The sequence below is a fragment of the Rhizobium sp. P1_E6 genome, assembly GCF_056405875.1.
This window is the reverse complement of sequence record NZ_JBFUBG010000076.1, coordinates 1-17306: the sequence shown is the minus strand read 5'-3', so window position 1 is coordinate 17306 and position 17306 is coordinate 1. Positions and strand designations below refer to the sequence as shown.

The 17306-nt window shown below is 60.7% G+C and carries 25 protein-coding genes; 12 read left to right on the top strand and 13 right to left on the bottom strand.

The window, feature by feature from the left end; genetic code table 11:
- The first annotated feature begins 146 nt into the window (after positions 1 to 146).
- A complete protein-coding gene (locus AC1D35_RS26650; protein ID WP_113311381.1) occupies positions 147 to 800 on the top strand; it encodes a hydrolase in 654 nt (217 codons plus the stop codon).
- Positions 801 to 924: 124 nt separating this feature from the next.
- On the opposite strand, the gene AC1D35_RS26645 is transcribed toward AC1D35_RS26650, so the two are convergent.
- A complete protein-coding gene (locus tag AC1D35_RS26645) occupies positions 925 to 1398 on the bottom strand; it encodes a winged helix-turn-helix transcriptional regulator (RefSeq protein WP_477940904.1) in 474 nt (157 codons plus the stop codon).
- Positions 1399 to 1507: 109 nt separating this feature from the next.
- Between AC1D35_RS26645 and AC1D35_RS26640 the strand changes: the two genes are divergently transcribed.
- The gene (locus tag AC1D35_RS26640; RefSeq protein WP_477852194.1) at positions 1508 to 2230 is read left to right on the top strand and encodes a hypothetical protein; all 723 of its coding nucleotides are present in this window, start codon (positions 1508 to 1510) and stop codon (positions 2228 to 2230) included.
- Positions 2231 to 2260: 30 nt separating this feature from the next.
- Here the strand turns inward: AC1D35_RS26640 and AC1D35_RS26635 are convergent, their stop codons facing one another.
- Positions 2261 to 2761 carry a GFA family protein gene (locus AC1D35_RS26635; protein WP_477852195.1) on the bottom strand — a complete coding sequence of 167 codons (501 nt, stop codon included), beginning with the start codon at positions 2759 to 2761 and terminating at the stop codon, positions 2261 to 2263.
- 166 nt (positions 2762 to 2927) lie between these two features.
- Positions 2928 to 3194: a DUF2277 domain-containing protein gene (locus AC1D35_RS26630; protein ID WP_113301953.1), complete on the bottom strand. Its 267-nt coding sequence runs from the start codon at positions 3192 to 3194 to the stop codon at positions 2928 to 2930.
- 91 nt (positions 3195 to 3285) lie between these two features.
- Here AC1D35_RS26630 and AC1D35_RS26625 point away from each other — a divergent pair, with 91 nt between their 5' ends.
- From AC1D35_RS26625 to AC1D35_RS26615, 3 genes are all read left to right on the top strand, one after another.
- Complete coding sequence (locus AC1D35_RS26625) at positions 3286 to 3417, top strand: hypothetical protein (RefSeq protein ID WP_477852197.1); 132 nt, start codon at positions 3286 to 3288, stop codon at positions 3415 to 3417.
- 15 nt (positions 3418 to 3432) lie between these two features.
- Positions 3433 to 3672, top strand: coding sequence for a DUF2934 domain-containing protein (locus AC1D35_RS26620; RefSeq protein WP_477833110.1), 240 nt, complete (start codon positions 3433 to 3435; stop codon positions 3670 to 3672).
- A gap of 182 nt (positions 3673 to 3854) precedes the next feature.
- Positions 3855 to 5615: an adenylate/guanylate cyclase domain-containing protein gene (locus AC1D35_RS26615; RefSeq protein WP_477940899.1), complete on the top strand. Its 1761-nt coding sequence runs from the start codon at positions 3855 to 3857 to the stop codon at positions 5613 to 5615.
- A gap of 76 nt (positions 5616 to 5691) precedes the next feature.
- On the opposite strand, the gene AC1D35_RS26610 is transcribed toward AC1D35_RS26615, so the two are convergent.
- From AC1D35_RS26610 to AC1D35_RS26600, 3 genes are all read right to left on the bottom strand, one after another.
- Positions 5692 to 6096 (bottom strand): PAS domain-containing protein, encoded by a 405-nt coding sequence (locus tag AC1D35_RS26610; RefSeq protein WP_113301956.1) that lies wholly within the window; start codon positions 6094 to 6096, stop codon positions 5692 to 5694.
- Between the two features lie 117 nt (positions 6097 to 6213).
- Complete coding sequence (locus AC1D35_RS26605) at positions 6214 to 6741, bottom strand: DUF4142 domain-containing protein (RefSeq protein ID WP_477852199.1); 528 nt, start codon at positions 6739 to 6741, stop codon at positions 6214 to 6216.
- Between the two features lie 90 nt (positions 6742 to 6831).
- The gene (locus tag AC1D35_RS26600) at positions 6832 to 7416 is read right to left on the bottom strand and encodes a glutathione binding-like protein (RefSeq protein WP_113311389.1); all 585 of its coding nucleotides are present in this window, start codon (positions 7414 to 7416) and stop codon (positions 6832 to 6834) included.
- Positions 7417 to 7530: 114 nt separating this feature from the next.
- Here AC1D35_RS26600 and AC1D35_RS26595 point away from each other — a divergent pair, with 114 nt between their 5' ends.
- Together AC1D35_RS26595 and AC1D35_RS26590 are read left to right on the top strand one after the other, a co-directional pair.
- Positions 7531 to 7899 (top strand): winged helix-turn-helix transcriptional regulator, encoded by a 369-nt coding sequence (locus AC1D35_RS26595; protein WP_113301959.1) that lies wholly within the window; start codon positions 7531 to 7533, stop codon positions 7897 to 7899.
- 97 nt (positions 7900 to 7996) lie between these two features.
- Positions 7997 to 8881, top strand: a complete 885-nt coding sequence (locus tag AC1D35_RS26590; RefSeq protein WP_477852200.1) for an AraC family transcriptional regulator — start codon at positions 7997 to 7999, stop codon at positions 8879 to 8881.
- A 63-nt stretch (positions 8882 to 8944) separates the two neighbouring features.
- Here AC1D35_RS26590 and AC1D35_RS26585 read toward each other — a convergent pair whose 3' ends face one another.
- The gene (locus tag AC1D35_RS26585; RefSeq protein WP_477940895.1) at positions 8945 to 10147 is read right to left on the bottom strand and encodes an MFS transporter; all 1203 of its coding nucleotides are present in this window, start codon (positions 10145 to 10147) and stop codon (positions 8945 to 8947) included.
- Positions 10148 to 10345: 198 nt separating this feature from the next.
- Between AC1D35_RS26585 and AC1D35_RS26580 the strand changes: the two genes are divergently transcribed.
- Complete coding sequence (locus tag AC1D35_RS26580; protein WP_113301962.1) at positions 10346 to 10537, top strand: DUF6494 family protein; 192 nt, start codon at positions 10346 to 10348, stop codon at positions 10535 to 10537.
- Positions 10538 to 10695: 158 nt separating this feature from the next.
- Here AC1D35_RS26580 and AC1D35_RS26575 read toward each other — a convergent pair whose 3' ends face one another.
- The gene (locus AC1D35_RS26575; RefSeq protein ID WP_477833105.1) at positions 10696 to 11196 is read right to left on the bottom strand and encodes a BA14K family protein; all 501 of its coding nucleotides are present in this window, start codon (positions 11194 to 11196) and stop codon (positions 10696 to 10698) included.
- A 321-nt stretch (positions 11197 to 11517) separates the two neighbouring features.
- Here AC1D35_RS26575 and AC1D35_RS26570 point away from each other — a divergent pair, with 321 nt between their 5' ends.
- Positions 11518 to 12579 (top strand): class I SAM-dependent methyltransferase, encoded by a 1062-nt coding sequence (locus AC1D35_RS26570; RefSeq protein WP_113311404.1) that lies wholly within the window; start codon positions 11518 to 11520, stop codon positions 12577 to 12579.
- A gap of 603 nt (positions 12580 to 13182) precedes the next feature.
- Here AC1D35_RS26570 and AC1D35_RS26565 read toward each other — a convergent pair.
- From AC1D35_RS26565 to AC1D35_RS26550, 4 genes are all read right to left on the bottom strand, one after another.
- Positions 13183 to 13389 carry a hypothetical protein gene (locus AC1D35_RS26565; RefSeq protein WP_113302128.1) on the bottom strand — a complete coding sequence of 69 codons (207 nt, stop codon included), beginning with the start codon at positions 13387 to 13389 and terminating at the stop codon, positions 13183 to 13185.
- Positions 13390 to 13428: 39 nt separating this feature from the next.
- Positions 13429 to 13677 carry a 30S ribosomal protein S21 gene (gene rpsU, locus AC1D35_RS26560; protein ID WP_007819039.1) on the bottom strand — a complete coding sequence of 83 codons (249 nt, stop codon included), beginning with the start codon at positions 13675 to 13677 and terminating at the stop codon, positions 13429 to 13431.
- Between the two features lie 28 nt (positions 13678 to 13705).
- Positions 13706 to 13996: a cold-shock protein gene (locus tag AC1D35_RS26555; protein WP_113302127.1), complete on the bottom strand. Its 291-nt coding sequence runs from the start codon at positions 13994 to 13996 to the stop codon at positions 13706 to 13708.
- 128 nt (positions 13997 to 14124) lie between these two features.
- Positions 14125 to 14334 carry a cold-shock protein gene (locus tag AC1D35_RS26550; RefSeq protein WP_007819041.1) on the bottom strand — a complete coding sequence of 70 codons (210 nt, stop codon included), beginning with the start codon at positions 14332 to 14334 and terminating at the stop codon, positions 14125 to 14127.
- Positions 14335 to 14863: 529 nt separating this feature from the next.
- Here AC1D35_RS26550 and AC1D35_RS26545 point away from each other — a divergent pair.
- Positions 14864 to 15373, top strand: a complete 510-nt coding sequence (locus AC1D35_RS26545; protein ID WP_477852204.1) for an N-acetyltransferase family protein — start codon at positions 14864 to 14866, stop codon at positions 15371 to 15373.
- 35 nt (positions 15374 to 15408) lie between these two features.
- Here AC1D35_RS26545 and AC1D35_RS26540 read toward each other — a convergent pair whose 3' ends face one another.
- Entirely contained in the window at positions 15409 to 15981 is a 573-nt protein-coding gene (locus AC1D35_RS26540; RefSeq protein WP_113309127.1) for a PH domain-containing protein, read from the bottom strand.
- Between the two features lie 360 nt (positions 15982 to 16341).
- Between AC1D35_RS26540 and AC1D35_RS26535 the strand changes: the two genes are divergently transcribed.
- Together AC1D35_RS26535 and AC1D35_RS26530 are read left to right on the top strand one after the other, a co-directional pair.
- Positions 16342 to 16800: a hypothetical protein gene (locus tag AC1D35_RS26535; RefSeq protein ID WP_113309150.1), complete on the top strand. Its 459-nt coding sequence runs from the start codon at positions 16342 to 16344 to the stop codon at positions 16798 to 16800.
- 194 nt (positions 16801 to 16994) lie between these two features.
- Positions 16995 to 17306: hypothetical protein (locus AC1D35_RS26530; protein ID WP_477940890.1), on the top strand; the 312-nt coding region annotated here is incomplete at its 3' end.

The window sequence follows — 17306 nt, the reverse complement described above, 5'->3', positions numbered from 1 at the left end:
CCGTTTTGCGACACAGCTTGGCATCAAAGCAGGCTACCGTAACAAAAACAGGAATGACAGTGTCCGCTTCGCAGGCGGCGCCGCTGTCAGCGTATGTCTGCCGGTAAACCGAACTCACACATAAAACGGCAGCAGAGGATATATTCATGACCTTTCGTAATGGCCTTGCCTCGCTTCTTCGCCCTGATGATTCCGTACTCGTTCTGATCGACCACCAGCCCTACCAGCTCGCCAACCTGAACAGCCACGATCCGCACATGGTGGTCAACAATTCTGCGGCACTGGCAAAGGCCGCCAGGGCTTTCGGCGTGCCGACCATCCTGACCAGCGTGGTGGCTGCGCGCGGCGGCCTCATCTTCCCGCAAATCACTGACGTGTTCCCCGGCCAGGAGGTGATCGACCGGACGTTCATCAACACCTGGGAGGACAGGAARGTGGTGGATGCGGTCAAGGCAACGGGCCGCAAGCAGCTGATCATTGCCGGCCTGTGGACCGAGATCTGCGTCGCGATGCCGGTGATCCAGGCTCTCGGCGAAGGCTGGGACGTGACCGTCATCACCGATGCGTCGGGCGGCACTTCGGTCGAGGCCCATGAGGTCGCGATCCAGCGCATGATCGCAGCCGGTGCGAACATGATGACGTGGCTGGCGCTGGCAGCTGAATGGCAGCGTGACTGGGCCCGGCTGGAGACGGCCGGCGCCATCACCGAGGTGATCAAGGAGCACGCTGCCGGCAGCGGCATCGCATATCTCTGGGAACAGCAGCTCCTCAACACGCCGGTACCGGCCAACGCAGGCTGATGTGAGCGGGGATGACGGGACGTTGGATGAAGCGATACGAAAACGTTCGTCGCTAATCTCGACTCGTCATCCCCTTCAGTTGGACGGGGCGCCTCGCAATCCGATCAGCCCCGGAGACCGAGGTTCAATCAGCGATCCCGGGGATCAGCGACCCCCTGGCTTCAATACGAAACTCTTCCGGGTCCAGGATTCGACCATCCCGGGCTGCAAGCTGGAGCTTCGGCAATGGCTGCCGGTTCAAACTGTCCACGACCGCGTAGTTCAGCTCCCCCTCCGCAAAGCAGTTCTCTTCCCCCCATTGCCAGAGCGCGACAAGGACCACGCTCAGCTGGCGCCCTTTCGGCGTCAGAAGGTAGAGATGGCTCAGTGYGGAGTCAGGGTCCGGCTCCACCGTGAAGATGCCCTCCTCCACGAGCTTTCGCAGGCGAGCCGACAAGATGTTCTTTGCCAGCCCGAGGCTCTTCTGAAACTCCGAAAATCGTCGACGTCCCTTGAAAGCCTCCCGGACGATGAGGAGCGACCACCAATCTCCGACGGCTTGCAGAGAACGCGCGATCCCGCACTGGGCGTCCCCCATGTCAGTTCGCTTGCCCTTCATTTTTCCGCTCCCATCCAAATTACGGTTGCAAAGTTAAACCGAATAGAGAAAGATGTCGATAGGTTTCAAAATTAAACCTGCATGATCACACGAACCGGAGGGCCTTGGAATGACCGACCTATTGGATCTCGCAATTGAAGCTCATGGAGGCTGGGAACGCTGGCAGCAGATCGAGCAACTGCATGCGCACATCAAGGTTGGCGGCGCGATCTGGCATGTGAAGGGCTGGCCGGATGTCTATGCCGATATCCACACCTCGGTTTCCACCCGTCGTCCGCACACCGAATTCACTCCCTTCCTGGAGGAAGGACAGCATTGCGTTTGGGAGCCGGAACGAACGGCGATCGTTGCCGACAGCGGCGAAGTCATTGAGCAGCGCGTCGCAACGCGTTCGTTTTTTGAAGGACACACGATCCCCACGCCCTGGGACCGACAGCACCTGATCTACTTCACCGGCTATGCGATGTGGACCTATCTGACCACACCCTTCCTCTTCAAGCTTCCCGGCTTCATGACGGAAGAGGTCGAGCCGTGGCAGGAAGAGGATGAAATCTGGCGCCGGCTGAAGGTAACATTCCCGCCGACCGTCCCGAGCCATTCCACCGTGCAGACCTTCTATTTCAATTCGGACGGTCTGTTGCGACGCCATGACTATAGCGCCGAAATCATGGGTGGCACCAGGAGCGCCAACTATGCAAGCGACCACCAGGATTTCGCTGGTTTGACGATCCCGACGAAACGCAGGGTTTACGCAACCGATGCGGACAACCGACCCCTCCTCGATCGGGTCGCCGTCTCCATTGATCTGCTCGACATCGGCATCAAGCCGTAGCCCATCCACTCGTGACCGGCGGAATGGGACTCAGCCATCGCGCGCCCTCACCGGCCATGAGGCGGTGTCGTGATCGGGGTGCTGGTTGCTGCTCTCCTTGATCGCCGCGGCCCAGTCGGCGCCGTTGCTTTCGGTCGCTCCGGTATTTTCCATGTCCGTGATCGTTTCGAACCACGCCACCATGTTCTCGGTGCAGGTATTGGCAAGCGGCGAGAAGGCATTCGGATCGTCAAGCGAACCGATCATCAGGTTGGTGCGACCGTTTTCGAGGTGGTGGAAGAACAAGGGCGTGCCGCAATTGGCGCAGAAGCCGCGCTCGACAAGCTCCGAGCTCTTCCAGACATCAGGCTTGCCGCGTGTCCAGGTGAGTGCATCATCGGGCGCGGCGACAAGCGCGGCAAAGATGTTGCCCGAGGCTTTCTGGCACATGCGGCAATGGCAGAGATGCGAATTGTCGAGCATGGCGCTTGCGTGGTAGCGCACGGCACCGCACTGGCAGCCGCCGCTCACTTCCATCTCGATGCGTTTCATCTTTTCTCCTTCAAGAGGCAGGGTGGGCTTCATCTCTTCCAGGTTTTCGTCGTTCGACCATCCAGCGCAGCCGGTTTCTCGAGCCACACCTGCCGGCCTGCCAGCGGCGACTCGCGCCAGCAATCCCATTCCGAGGGAAGGATGCCTCAGGAGTTACAAGGCGCTCCTATGCGAAGCGGGTCGCGGATCGTGCCCGCGCCTTTGCGGCGACTTCCTCGCGGTCGCGTGGCGGTTGGGAAGTCTCCAGCGAATCCAGCAATTCATGGGCGCATCGCGCAATCGACATGACGGCGCTCTCGAACGCGGCCTCGTTGCGTTTCGATGGTTTGTTGGTTCCGCTGAGTTTGCGCACGAACTGAAGCGCCGCATCATGGATTTCTTCGTCCGTCGCTGGCGGATCGAAATTGAACAGGGGTTTGATATTCCGGCACATGCCTTGCTTCCCTTTATCGTCTCTGCGCCAGCGCCGTGGCGTAGGCGTTAAGCTAGTCGCATAGGCGCCAATTGCAACGGACCGGGCGCGCGTGGCCAGCCTCGCGAATGACGGTAAAGGGTCGACACCCGTCATGACCGAGGGAGCGCCGATTGCTGTCATCGTTCACGAGATCGACAACGACGGAACTGCCGTCACGATCGGCCGTTATGCTGCCTCGTAAACACGGAGGAATGCCATGGACGACCTGCAGCAGAGACGTGAGCGCGCCTATCGGATCTGGGTGGAAGAAGGCCGGCCGGAGGGCCGCCATCTCGATCATTGGCGGCGCGCCGGCGAAGAAACCGATGTCGGCGAGGAAGAGGCGGCGGAAACGACCGAGGCCAACGAGAAGGCCAATGACGATTTCAACCGCGACGGCGGCGAGCCCGGATCGGCAGCCGATATCCGCCCTCCGTCAATATCGAGCGCGGACTGACCGCGAAGGCGCTCAAGAGCATCGACCCGAAAACCGGGATCAATCGGGGTCGGCCAGTCCTACTGTAGAAAGCCTCCCTGGGCTTGCCATCGTATCGCCAGCGTTGCCAATCCCCGGACATCCGGGCCCGTGAATGTGCTACATTGGATCGTCGCGTGCTTCTGTTGCGGGAGGGATCGAGAATGCAACGCAAGCTGGCCACGATCATGGTCGGGGATTTCGTCGGCTCCACCACCGCGATGGAATCGGATGAGGAAGGCGCGATTGCCCGGATCGACACTGTGCTCGAGACCGTTCGCATGGTCGTCCAGCGCCATGACGGCCGGGTCTTCGGCACGGCGGGTGATGCCCTGCTCGCCGAATTCGCCAGTCCCGTCAATGCGCTCAGGTCCGCCATCGAGGCGCGCGCCGAGATTGCCGCCCTTCCTGGAGCGAGCGGCGGCGACATGCGGTTCGGCCTCCATCTCGCCGATGTCGTCGTCGTCGGCTCGGACCTGCGCGGCGACGGGGTGAATATCGCCGCGCGCATCGAGGCGTCTGCGCCCCCCGGCGCAATCGAGGTTTCCGGGCTGCTTTACGACCAGGTCCGGCGGATCTCGCCCTGCGGATTCGAAGATATCGGCGAACGGCAGCTGAAGGGAATCCTGGAGCCGATCCGGATCTACCGCGTCACCGAGCTGGTGGACCGTCACGTCTTTCAGTTCGCTCCGACACGATCCGCTCCCAATGCCAGCCAATCCCCCCGGACCAACTCGATCACGGTGGCGCGGTTCGACGTGGCGCCTGGCGCTGTTGCCGATCAATGTTTCCTGGCGGAGGGCATTACCGACGACCTGACGCTCGAACTCAGCCGCCTGAGGGGGTTGTTCGTCAGTTCGCGCTCGGCGGCAACCGCGCTGACGACGAAAGATCCCGTCGAGATCGGCCGCCTTCTCGGCGTCGGCTACGTCATCAGCGGCTCGATCCGGCAGGCGGGCGACGACCTCAGGGTCAACATCGCGCTGACCGAGACCGGAGAGGGTCTCGTCATCTGGTCGGATCGTATCAAGCGTCCGTTTCGCGAATTGCTCGATGTGCTGGACGAGATCATCGCTCGCGTTGCAGCAACCGTGTCCGGACGGATCGAGCAGTCGGAACTTGCAGCAGCGCGGCTGAAGCGCCCGGAGAACATGACGGCCTATGAGTATTACCTGCGCGGTGTGGACCATCACCGCCTGGTTGGCGTGTCGGATATTCACGTGCACGAAGCCATGGCCTGGTTCGAGCGGTCGATGGCCGCCGACCCCGGTTTCGGCCGTCCTTTCGCAATGCATGTCTGCTCATGGAGCAACCTGCCAAGCTTTGACATGCACAAGGCCGAACAGCAGGTGGCACATGCGCTCGCCCTCGACCCGTCCGACCCGGAAGCCCATCGCATCATGGGCGCGATCAAGATGAAATCGGGCGACTTCGTTTCGGCGCGCTACCATCACATTCGTGCCCACGAACTCGCGCCGAACGACGCCTATATTCTCGGCCGCAGCGCGGCGTTCTATGTCTATGCGGGAGAGCCTGAGCGCGCGCTGGAAATGCTTGACCGCGCCGAGACGCTCGATCCCTTCCTGCCGGTCTGGATCACCGAAGAGCGGGTGGCGGCCCTCTACGCGTTGAGCCGTTTCGAAGACATGATACGCGTCGCCCTTACACTGCCCTTCCAGACGAGGCGCAAGTCGCTCTACCAGATTGCTGCGAACATGGYCTGCGGCGACGCCGGAAGGGCTGAATTCCTGGTCCGGCAGGCGCTTTCCCTCGATCCCACCCTGTCGGCGGTCTATATCCGCATGCAGGAGACCTATGAAGACGAGTCGGTCACTGAAACCCTGGTCATGCGCAATTGCGATGCCGGCCTGCCGCTGACGCCGCGCAAGCCCGCAGCCCGGAAGAAATCACTCTTGCTGAGATGATGATCGCGAGAAGCATCCGCACGTCGATTTGAAGAGTTGGAGCGTCCTTCGTGCGTCCGAATGGACACACGGCCCTCTAATGCGTCCGCAATCCCTCATCCTCCGGCTCGGCCATCGGCACGACGATGCCGGAATAGAGCACGGGCGATCCGCTGTGGTCGCGAAAGGCCCGGCCGAATGCCGCAACCATCCGGTACCGCCCGTCCTTGCCCTGGACGCGATAGGTGTTCTGTTGCGCGATATCGGCAACGATGACATCAGAGATCTTCTTTGCCAGATCCGGACGGTCATCGGGATGCACGCGTGCCAGATAGTCTTCCAGCGGCAGGCCATGCACCGTGGCGTCGGGGTCGAGGCCGAAAAGCACGGCCACCGCGCTGTCTGCGAAGACGAGGTTCCTGACGATATCCCAGGTATAGATCCCCGCATCGCAGGCTACTTCATCGAACATATCGAACGAGTGAACGTTTTGCCCAGTCATTGCCTGCATGTTCCCGTCATTTATTTTAGTTAAGACTAATGACTTGCAGGAGAACGTCAAGGCGGGAACTTCCGCCCGCTTATGCAGGCTTGCCATTCCCGCCTCCTCGGCCATTCTTTACTTGTCCAAATCCTTTGCCATCTGCAGGTGATGCTCAAGCGCCGGGCGCGTGTTGGCGGCCCAGGCCTTCAGGTCCGCATTGTCGCCTTCGTCGCCATAGCGCTTGAAGAGATCGACCGCATCCTCATGGGCATCTTCCTGGTCGGAATGATATTGCTTGGTGAAATCCTCGCCCTGCAGGCCTTTGAGCTTGTCGAGCATGGATTGCTGCCCCGATGTCATCGCCTGCGGGATCTTCGCGCTGACCTTGCCGCTGGAAACCAGCGCCTTCAGTTCCTGCGTCGTCTTCTGGTGATCCTTGACCATCTGTTCTGCGAAGGCCTTGGTCGATGCATCGGAGCGCGCGATCGCAAGCTTGCTGGATTCGATCTCGAACATGTCGGATGTCGCCGCTTCCGCCACGAAATCCTCCGTTTTCGGCGCAACGCCGAGCACGGAATTGACACCGGTTTTTTCCGCCGCCGTCTGAGCGAGGACGGGAGATGCGATCAGCACGGCAAGGCCGGCGATGAGGAAAGGCTTCATGATTGTTCTCCTGGTTTGGGGGCGCCGTCAGGCCAACAATTCAGGCGGGCAAAAGTTCCTCCCGCCCGCCGGTCCCGGTAATTTCCGCGATCAGCCGAGTCCCTCTTCGGCAAGCGCCCTGATCACGGAGGGCAGCGCCCGCATGTGGTCGAAAGATCTGGCGAGCGCCTCCGGCAGCTCGACGCCGCTCCTGGGTGCGACCATCAGGACCCAGAACAGGTAGCAGTCGGCAATCGTCATCTCGTCGCTGACAAGGAATGTCTTATCGCCCATCTGGTCGGCAAGGATGGCGAAGGCCTGCGCCAGCTTTCCGCGGGCGCGCTCCTTCTCTGGCTCCGGGAAATCCCTGAAGAAGGGCTGGTAGCGCGAATGGATCTCCGACGACATGAAGGCAAGCGCCTCGAGCACCCGCCATCGAAGAATGCCATCTCCAGGCAGAAGCTTGCCGCTCTTCTCGGCGATATAGTTCAGGATGACCTGGTTCTCGGTCAGGACCGTTCCGTCTTCCAGTTCGAGCGTCGGAATATAACCCTTCGGATTGATCGACAGGAAATCGCGGCCATCCCCGGTCCTCTTGCCATGATCGATGCTGATCAACCGGTAGGAAAGCCCGGTTTCGATGAGCGCGATGTGATCGGCAAGGCTGCAGGCGCCCGGATAATAGATGAGGTTCATGGTGGTCTCCTGGTGGTGACCCATCTCCGGGGAGACAAGGTCTCTATTGTTGACCACAGCCACTTATGGGACCTAAAATCGTCCGTCAAAAGCATATCTTTGGGAGCAGGTCAGATGGATGTGACTGCCAGGCCGACAGCGGCCGACTGCAAGGGTGTCAGCGAAATCCTGAACCGGGTCGGCGACAAATGGACCATCCAGGTGGTCGTCGTACTCCGGCGGGGAGCGCTGCGGTTCAACGGGCTCAAACGGCAGGTGAGCGGGATTTCGCAGCAGATGCTGACGCGGACGCTCAAGACGCTGGAACGCGACGGCATGATTGCAAGAACCGTTCACCCCAGCACGCCGCCGCAGGTCGAATATACGCTGACGCCGCTCGGGCATTCGCTCTCGGAAACGGTGCGCCACCTCGCCGACTGGGCGGCTGAAAACAGGGGAAATATCGAGGACAACCGCCTGCGCTACGACACGGATCACGCATAAGACGATCCGCGTCGTCCGGACGCTAAAACCGCAAGATCGGTCGAGCGCGTCATGTCTGCCTGCCTTTAGTTGGTGCTGCCACGGAGAATACGGAACGATGAAGGCAGCGCTTCGAAACTACCATGCCCGGATGCAGCGGGTGCTGGATCACATAGACCGGCATCTGGACGACGATCTGGACCTCGACGCGCTGAGCAGCATCGCGGCCTTCTCGAAGTTTCACTTTCACCGGCAGTTCTCGGCGACCTTCGGCTTGTCGGTGCATCGCTATGTCCAGCTTGCCCGGTTGAAGCGCGCTTCACACCGGCTGGCCGCCAAGGGCGACCAGAGCGTCACCGACATAGCAATGGATGCCGGCTACGGTGCACCGGATGCCTTCGCCCGCGCCTTCAGGCAACGGTTCGGGCAATCGCCTTCGTCGTTCCGGAAATCGCCCGACTGGGTTCCGTGGCTTGCGGCCTTCAGGCCTCTCGAAAACGCAAGGAGCAAGCTCATGCAGATAATCTATGAAGAAGAAGACGTGACGATCCGCGATGTGCCCGCCACGCCGGTGGCGATCCTGGAGCATCGGGGCGACCGGGCAACACTTGGCGCCACCATCGAGCGCTTCATCGCCTGGCGCAAGGCCTTCGGCCTGTCACCCGAGACCAGCCCCACCTTCAATATCTTCCGGTCCCCGAGGACACCCGCGATCCCCGCCGATTACAGCATGGACCTGTGTGTCGGGACGGACAGGCCGATCGAAGCCGATGACGAGGTGATGAAGTCAGGCGTGATCCCGGCCGGACGCTGCGCGGTCATCCGCGTCGTCAACGATACCCACAATCTGGAACCCGCAGCGCTCTACCTCTACCGCGACTGGCTACCGGCCAGCGGCGAGGAAGCGCGCGATTTCCCGATCTATTGCCAGCGGCATTTTTCCTTCCTCCCTGATGTGCCGGTCCATGAGGTCGTCGTGGATCTTTTTCTGCCGCTGAAATAGCGCTGCGACGGCGGCCTGTCCCTACCGTCGCCGGGAAAGGGACGGGCCGCCATCCACCCGGCCTTATGGGTTCACGACGGCTTCGCTGACCGGACGACGGCCCCTGAGCAAAAGCAGGACGRGGATGGCGGTGCAGGAGCAAAGCAGGCAGAGGATCAGCACCGCCCTGCTCCCGAGATTGGTCATCAGGGAAATCAGCACCGGAGGAGAGATTGCAGAGATCCAGTTCAATGGCAGGGCGATCCGCGAAAGCGCCTTTGCAAACTCGCCCTTGTCATAGAAGACAAGCGGAATGGTCGACCTTGCGACGGCGAGCGCCCCGCTGCCGATGCCATAGAGGAGCAGGAAAACGGCGATGGCCGCCGGCGAGCCCTGAGCGCCGAAGAGAATGACCAGCGATCCGCACAGGATTGCCGATGAGGCGACCCCTATCGTTACGCCGTCCCACCGTTTTTCCGTGACGATATTGAGCCCCCGGGCACAGATCTGCACGATGCCGAGCGCCGAGCCATAGCCAAGTGCCTGCGTCGGGCTCAGGCCCTCGGCCTTCAGGAGCTCGATCAGAATGGAGCTGAAACCGAAGGTGATGAAGGCATTGAGCGCGATGGCAGCGACGATCAGATAGAACGTCCGGTCATAGGATCTTCCCGAACCCCTGGATGTCGTCGCCTTGGTAACGGCTGCGGCTTTGCTCCTTGCCGGCAGGCCGAAGATGTAGAGCGGCAGGCAGACCGTGATCATGACGACGGCATAGACTTCGCACGCGCCGCGCCATCCGATTTCTCCCGACAGGAACGATGTGAGAGGCCAGAAAACCGTGCCGAACAGGCCGGAGACCAGCGCCAGGCTCGCAATCGCCCGCGCCGCATTGCGGCCGGCGATCTCGTTGAGAAGGATGTGTGCCGGCGTGGTGAGACTGGCGCTTCCTGCCGCGCCGAGTACCAGCCAGCCAAGGAAATAAGTGACGGGCGAATGCGACAATGACACGAGCGCCAGGCCGAAAGCCGACATGATCGTTCCGCCGATCATGACCGGACGCGCCCCGATGCTGGTAAAAAGGCGCGAGAGGAACGGCGCGCAGGCACCCATCGTCACGTAGAAAACGGTGGTTCCCGCAAACACCGTCGATATGTCGATGTTGAGATCCGCCGCCATGTCCCGGCTGACGACCGCCGGGAAACTGACCGCGCCCCACCCTATCAACTGGGCGACCGAGAGCACGACCAAGGGCAACAATAGACGCGTCTCTGATCCGGGCCTGTCCATGAATCTATTCCTGATTTGCAATTGCAAATCACTAGCAAGTATGCTGCATCAGTTTTATGACAGCGGGCTTCCCCTGCGGTGACGGGTATCGGGTCGATCTCCCGGCTCGGGTTGATTATCGGCGCCGTACGCCCCATTCAGCTTTCCTGACTGCTCGCCTTCCCTTACAATCCCCTTCCGGATGCAGGGGATTTCACCATGAGCGAAGACGCTTTCAACATGTCGATCCGCAAGTTCCTGAAGGAAGTCGGCGTGACCTCGCAGCGCAAGATCGAGGAGACGGTGCGCGACGGGCAGATCGGCGGCAAAAAACTGAAGGTCCGCATGACGCTGACGGCCGAAGGCACCGGCCTCAACCACGTGGTGGACGGCGAAATCGATCTTCCGTAGGCAGGCTAAGTGATCAGGCGGCGCTTCCGACGCAACCAAAGCAGCGCGGCGGTGCCTGCGTCAACCGCTTTGCAGCGCCGCCTGTCCTGGCGGACGCACCAGGGTCGCCAGCACACCGGGCTCGTTTCCCCTGGCGCAATGATCCCTCGTGCGGGCCATCAATAATAGGGCGAGACGCAAGCCTGTCGCGGACCGTAATAGGGCTGGAACGTGTCGTCGTAAGCCCTGTAGGACCGGTAACGCGCAAAGCACCAGCGCGTATGTGCATTGCCGCCATAATAGGCCCGGCGGTAAGTGCGTGGCGCATAATAGCGTGGCGCATAATATCGCGGAGCGTAATAGGTCGAGCCGTAGTAGCCCCGGTCGTAGTAGCCCTGATCGTAATAACCAGAACCATAATATCTGGGCTGCGCCAGCATTCCGCCGATGATTGCGCCTGCGGCCAGGCCGCCGAGCGCCAAACCCCAACCGTCACCACCATGGTGGCGATAGTATCCGCCGCGATAGCCGCCGTAATAGCCGCCGTAACCACGGTAGCGCACGGGCTGGGCCTGAAGCGCCTCGACTTCGGGGGCGACAATGGTGGGAAATGCAACGGCCGGCGGCGCGCTCGTCAGCGCCGCGACCACCGACAGGGCAACGATTGCTAGCCTCTTCATGGCTTCACCTTTCCGTCTAAATGGCAGCCGATCATTATAGCGCGGAAAAGACGGCGTGGCACTTTATTTCCCGGCCGGCGATGGTGTTCCCGGAGGGGTCGACCTTGGCCGCCATTTCTCCCGCCGCGGTCGATCTGCCCCTGCGCGGCTTGCCGCAACTCTTCCACCTGCGACCGCTGGCCTGACCCGTCTGCCCTCACCCGCTCCCCTAACCCGAATGCAGCATTGACTGTCTGCCGCTCCGGCATAGATTCATCGGCGGGTCGATCTATCGGGCTGGGGCTGGCGCATCTTGAGGAGGGTGTCATGCAGAAAACCGATATGCAGCAACCTGACATGCAGAAAGTCGATGCACTCGTCGGTCGCCTGGTGGGCGATCTCGGGGCCGGCGTATCAGGCGTTCTCGTCGTGCTCGGCGATCATCTCGGCCTGTTCAAGGCGATGATGGACGGGCGGGCGCGATCCTCGATGGAGCTTGCGGAAACGACGAGCCTCACCGAGCGCAATGTGCGCGAATGGCTGGCCGCCATGGCAGCTGCCGATTACATCACCTATCACGAAGCCTCGAACAAATTCGCCATGACGCCGGAGCAGGCGCTGGTTTTCGCCAATGAGGACAGCCCCGCCTTCTTCGGCGGCGCCTTCGAAATCGTGCAGTCCATGTGGATGGACGAGCCGAAGGTGGAGGAAGCCTTCCGCACGGGGCGCGGTCTTGGCTGGCATGAACACAGCACCTGCCTTTTCCGCGGCACGGAGCGCTTCTTCCGGCCGGGCTATAACAGCCATCTGGTGACAGAGTGGATTCCCGCGCTGAAGGGCATGAAGGAAAAGCTGGAACGCGGGGCGGAAGTCGCCGATGTCGGCTGCGGCCACGGCGCCTCGACGATCCTGATGGCCCAGGCCTTCCCGAAATCGCATTTCCACGGCTTCGACTATCACGGTCCGTCGATCGACCGGGCAAAGCGCGCCGCAAAGGAGGCGGGTGTCGCCGACCGGGTGACCTTCAGCAAGGCATCGGCCAAGGATTTTCCGGCCGGCAACTATGATCTGGTCGCCATGTTCGACTGCCTGCACGACATGGGCGACCCTGTCGGGGCCGGCCGCCATATCCGCGAGACGATGAAAAAGGACGGCACCTGGATGATCGTCGAACCCTTCGCCCATGACGGGCTGAAGGACAATCTCAACCCCGTCGGCCGCGTCTATTACGGCGCCTCGACGATGATCTGCACGCCCGCCTCCATGGCCCAGGAGGTCGGCCTCGGGCTTGGCGCGCAGGCAGGCGAGATGAAACTGCGCAAGGTGGCGCTCGATGCGGGATATCACCACTTCCGCCGCTCGAGTGAAACGCCGTTCAACATGATCTTCGAGGTGCGGGCCTGAGTCGGTTTGGGTGAGGTGTGGAGACGCAGCCGATTGCTGCGAAAAACCCCTCCCCAACCCCTCCCCACAAGGGGGAGGGACTAACCTAAGGCACTGCCTCGCCCTCCCCGAAACGTCGAAGATTTAGAAAGCGGGCGCGGCACGTTAAGCCCCTCCCCCTTGTGGGGAGGGGTTTGGGGCGGGGTCTTTTTGCAGCCCCTGACAGCGAGTATGTTGAGGCCTCGGCAGATCGGTCATTTGCAGTTTTGGCAAATCGGGATGGGCTTCGTGTGACAAATTTGTCCCGAGAAAGCCCTGCCGGACATCTCCCCTACAAGGGGGAGATCGACAAGTGGCGTGACCTTCAAGTCACTTTGTCGTCACGCCAAGTTGCAACGTTGATTGCTTGGGGAAGTCGGTACGCCCAGCCAATCTCCCTCCTTGTGGGGGAGATGTCCGGCAGGACAGAGGGGGTGGCCACACGGCACAACGCAAAAGTGGCGGAGCTCAGAGCGGCTTATACCGCGACAGGCCAACGGCCAAACACAAAAAGCGGCGCCCAAAGAGCACCGCTTCAAAATCATCAATCACACGAAGCCACAGCAAGGCGAGGCCAAAAGGCCTCTATCCCTTTTTCGGCGCCCTGGTCTTCTTTACCGGCGCCTCGGGGGCGGGCTGGGCGAGCCTCAGCGCGCGCAGCTTTTCCGTCTTCTTCTGTCGGGCGACAGCTTCGCTTTCGAGGATGTCCCTGGCGACAGACGTCGTCTGCTCGGCCTTCGCCTGCGGCGAAAGCTTTTCGGGCTTGAAGAACGTGTCTTTCGTCTCGGTCATGTTTCCTCCTTCTCGATGGATTCGGAAACCGGGAAAACGTCAGCGACCGCCGCGGGCGGGCATCACCTTCTTCTTCGGTGCCGGGAGCAGGCCTTCGCGCTGCGCCTGCTTGCGGGCGAGCTTGCGGGCGCGGCGGATGGCTTCGCCCTTTTCGCGGGCGCGCTTTTCCGACGGCTTTTCATAGGCGCTGCGTTCCTTCATTTCGCGGAACACACCTTCGCGCTGCAGCTTCTTCTTCAGAACGCGCAGTGCCTGATCGACATTGTTGTCTCGGACGAGTACCTGCAAGTTTTCTCCTTAATCAGCGTTGCTGCTGTTATTTCCTGATGCGGATCGAATTCGAATTGATCCAGCTCGATTTCGAACTCTCGGTAGCCGCTCGCGCTTCGGAAGGCAAGGGCGGTGAATGCGATGCGAGCACGTCTATATCATCCTGACGGATGCTGCGCTCGAAATTCTCGTTCTGGAACCGGACGCGATAATGGACGAAGCCTTGCGCGGCCGGCATGACGGACAGAATGTTGCCGGAGCCCGAAGGCTGGACACTGCCGAGAACGCCATGCTTGAGCATGATGGTATCACCAGGTCGATAACGACGGTTTACCATATCGTTCTCCACATGAAATCAAAATAAAAGGCCGGGACTGCTCCCGACCTTCCCCGGCCAGTTCCTGGCCTCAGTCATCGCCTTTGCGCGCCAGTACATCCGTGGTCGCGCAAAGTCGTGACAATTTCTTAGGCAGCGCGGAGGTTGTCGGCAGAGCTCTTGCCCGAACGACGGTCCTGCACGATGTCGTAGGTAACCTTCTGTCCGTCTGCGAGCGAGCGCAAGCCTGCGCGTTCAACTGCAGAAATATGGACGAAAACGTCGGTGCCGCCGTTATCCGGCTGGATAAAACCGAAACCCTTGGTGGCGTTGAACCACTTGACTGTACCTGTATTCATAACGATCTCCTTTCAAAGCAACCGTTGAAGTTCCCCGCGATACCCTGCGGGATTGGGTCGATTATTTGGAAGGAAATCTGACGAGAGCGCAAGGCTCTTCAACGACGTCACAAGCAATGGTCGATTTGCGTAATATACGGTCAATTTTAAATTTGGCAACAGAAATCAACGGAAAGGCTTAAAATCGCCGACAAGTTCCGCCCGTAAACGGCTGATTTGGCGTTAGAATACCATTTGCGCGGCCGGCGGCCGGTAGCCTCGCTGAAAGGCTGAAAGCCGCGCCGTTGTGTGGTGGCTCACGCCCCCCTGTCCTGCCCGACAGCTCCTCCAAAGGGAGGCAGATTCGCAAGTCGCGGAAAGCGGCCGCTCATATCCGGATAAAATGCGTGCTCAGCCCGCAGACTTCATCACCCGTTGAGGATATGGCCTTGGGGCCTGCCTGGATGTAATAGGAATCTCAGCCCCCGAGGCGCCGGCATCGATACGGCGCTTTCGATCGAGGCGAATCGAAAGCCCACTGGAACCACATATGGCGACGAAGCCGGTTGAACATGCAGTAAAGATCCGCCCTGCCACATCGGGCGACATGGAAATTCTCGGCGGCTTCGGCGCCCTGCTCGTCGCGCTGCATCACGAACTGGACGCCAGGCGCTTCATCGAGGCGGCAAAAAGCACGCCGGCGCGATACGGGCAGTTCCTCGAAAGCCAGCTCGCGCGACCAGAGGTGATCGTGATCGTCGCCGAAGAGGACGGCGCGCTGCTCGGCTATGCCTATGCGGTCTCGGAAGGCTTCGACTATATGTCCCTTCGCGGGCCGGCAGGCGTCATCCACGATCTCTTCGTCGATCCGGCGCGCCGCCGCGAAGGCGTCGGCAAAATGCTGCTGGAAGCGGCGATGGCCGGCTTGAAATCCCTCGGCGCCGAACGCTTCGTGCTCTCCACCGCCTACCGCAACGACATCGCCCGCAGCCTGTTCGCCGCCATGGGATTCCGCCCGACGATGGTCGAGATGACGCGCGAAGCGGATGAGGCCGGCTAAAGGGGCCGCAGACAGGCAGTTTCACTGGTTTACCGCTATGATGCGGAGGTTCGCCTCGCCGCAGCCGCCCCAAGCCGCAGCTTCTCGATCTCCGCAGCGGCCTCGCCGACGTTGTGCACACCCAGAAATGCCAGCTTTACAACCTTGTCGTCATCGACAGTTTCCCGGCGGAACGTGATCGATCCGGCACCATCACGTCCCTGCGTGAGCTCCACGGCATTGATGGCCGAGGGAGCGATCGTCGTCACCTGTTTGCGCCTGAGGTCTTTGACGATCAACAGCCTGTGGTCAGTGACCGCATAAACCGTGCGACGCGTCACCAGTACCGCCCGAATTCCATGTAGAACGCTCAGAAGACCAAATCCGAAGAACAAGAGGCCGAAAAACACACCCACAGGACCCTTGGGTGCATCCGACAGCATGTAATCGTTGAGAGAGGGGAATAAAAATCCCGTGCCGACGCCGGCAGTCAATAGTCCCACCCAGAATTGCCCCTGCTCGATGGCTGCAGTTGCCCGCATATTGGGCCGCCCTTTCCAGAGGATGATCTCCCCTGGGCGAAGCTCTTTCCTGAGCGCGCCATCTGCATCCCAAAATCTGGAAGCCATTGCCTGTGCCCTGCTCCTAGCGGCCGAGAGCTTCAATTTCGCGCTTCCTTAAAAGCCCGCTTCAGCAGAGGTCCGGAGTGGCAACAAATCCATTCGCGACATCCCTCTTGCGTGTCGCTATTGGTTATCCGACTCTGGCATAGAGTCAATTCTGAATTGAAGAATAGTGTCCGCCCGAACACCCGGAAATTCGCCGCAGCGAAGCAGGACAAGCGGCTGTTGCCGCTAGGGATAGCCCTGCCCCACAACGTCTTCAGAAGGATCAGGCGACGGCTTGTTCTGCCATCGACCCGCCACTTTCTGCAATCATGCCTAGAAGCGGCCGGGGTGGATGGTGCTGTCTTTCAAATGGGGATTTCGATGAAGTCATGTCATGTCGCAGCCGCAATTCTTGCATCGCTTTTCCTGGGGCTCACAGCCTCGCAGGCCGCCGCCTGCAGCTGCAAGGAAATGTCCGAAAAGGAGAAATTCTCCAGCGCCGACCTCGTTGTGAAAGGCCGCATGAAGCTCGTGACCTACGGTGTCCCGCTGCCGGTTTCGCAGGGCGATGAGCCGCCGCCCCGGATGACGCGCGGCGATTTCGAGGTCGACAAGGTCCTGAAGGGCAAGCTCAAGGACAAGACCCTGCCTATCTATACCGGCACCGGCATGGGCGATTGCGGCCGGCTCGACGCTTTCCTGGGCGCCGCCGTCTATTACGAATCCGATAAATTCGCCGTCTGGGAATTTGGCCTGTCGAAGATCGAACATGGCGGGCAGACCGTCTATTTCACTTCGATCTGCGAGTACATCAAGGCCCCAAACCAGAAGGAAGAGTGAGCCCTCGGCTCTCGCCGGTATCCGGCTACCGGACCCCCTGTGCCCTATATGCGCCATCGCGAATAAAATTGTGCAGTGCGGCTCTCCCGGCTTGCCCTTGCCTTCGGTTGACGGTTTTTGGGAACTTCCGGCTGCAGGGAGGATTCATAGGATGAAGCACCCCTCGCCCCTTCCCCGCATGGCAGGAGTGGACCATGGCAAAGGCAACTGAGTTCAAGACCATCAGGGCGCTCGCCATCGCGCTCTGCGCCGCCCTGCTTTTCAGCGGCGCCGCCAAGTGGCCGACCTTGCCGAGCTCGGGCTTTCTGACCGGCCGGGGCGCAGCACCCGAAGATGTCGACAACGGAACCGCGATATTTGCTGCCGGGCAGGATGACCTCAGCTATGGAAAGCCGATCAATATCGAAATCCCGCAATACGGCTATTTCCGGCAGGACGATAAATACGTCATCATCCTGCAGGCCGAGAAATATGACGGGAAAAGCATCATCGGCGCTGAGACATTC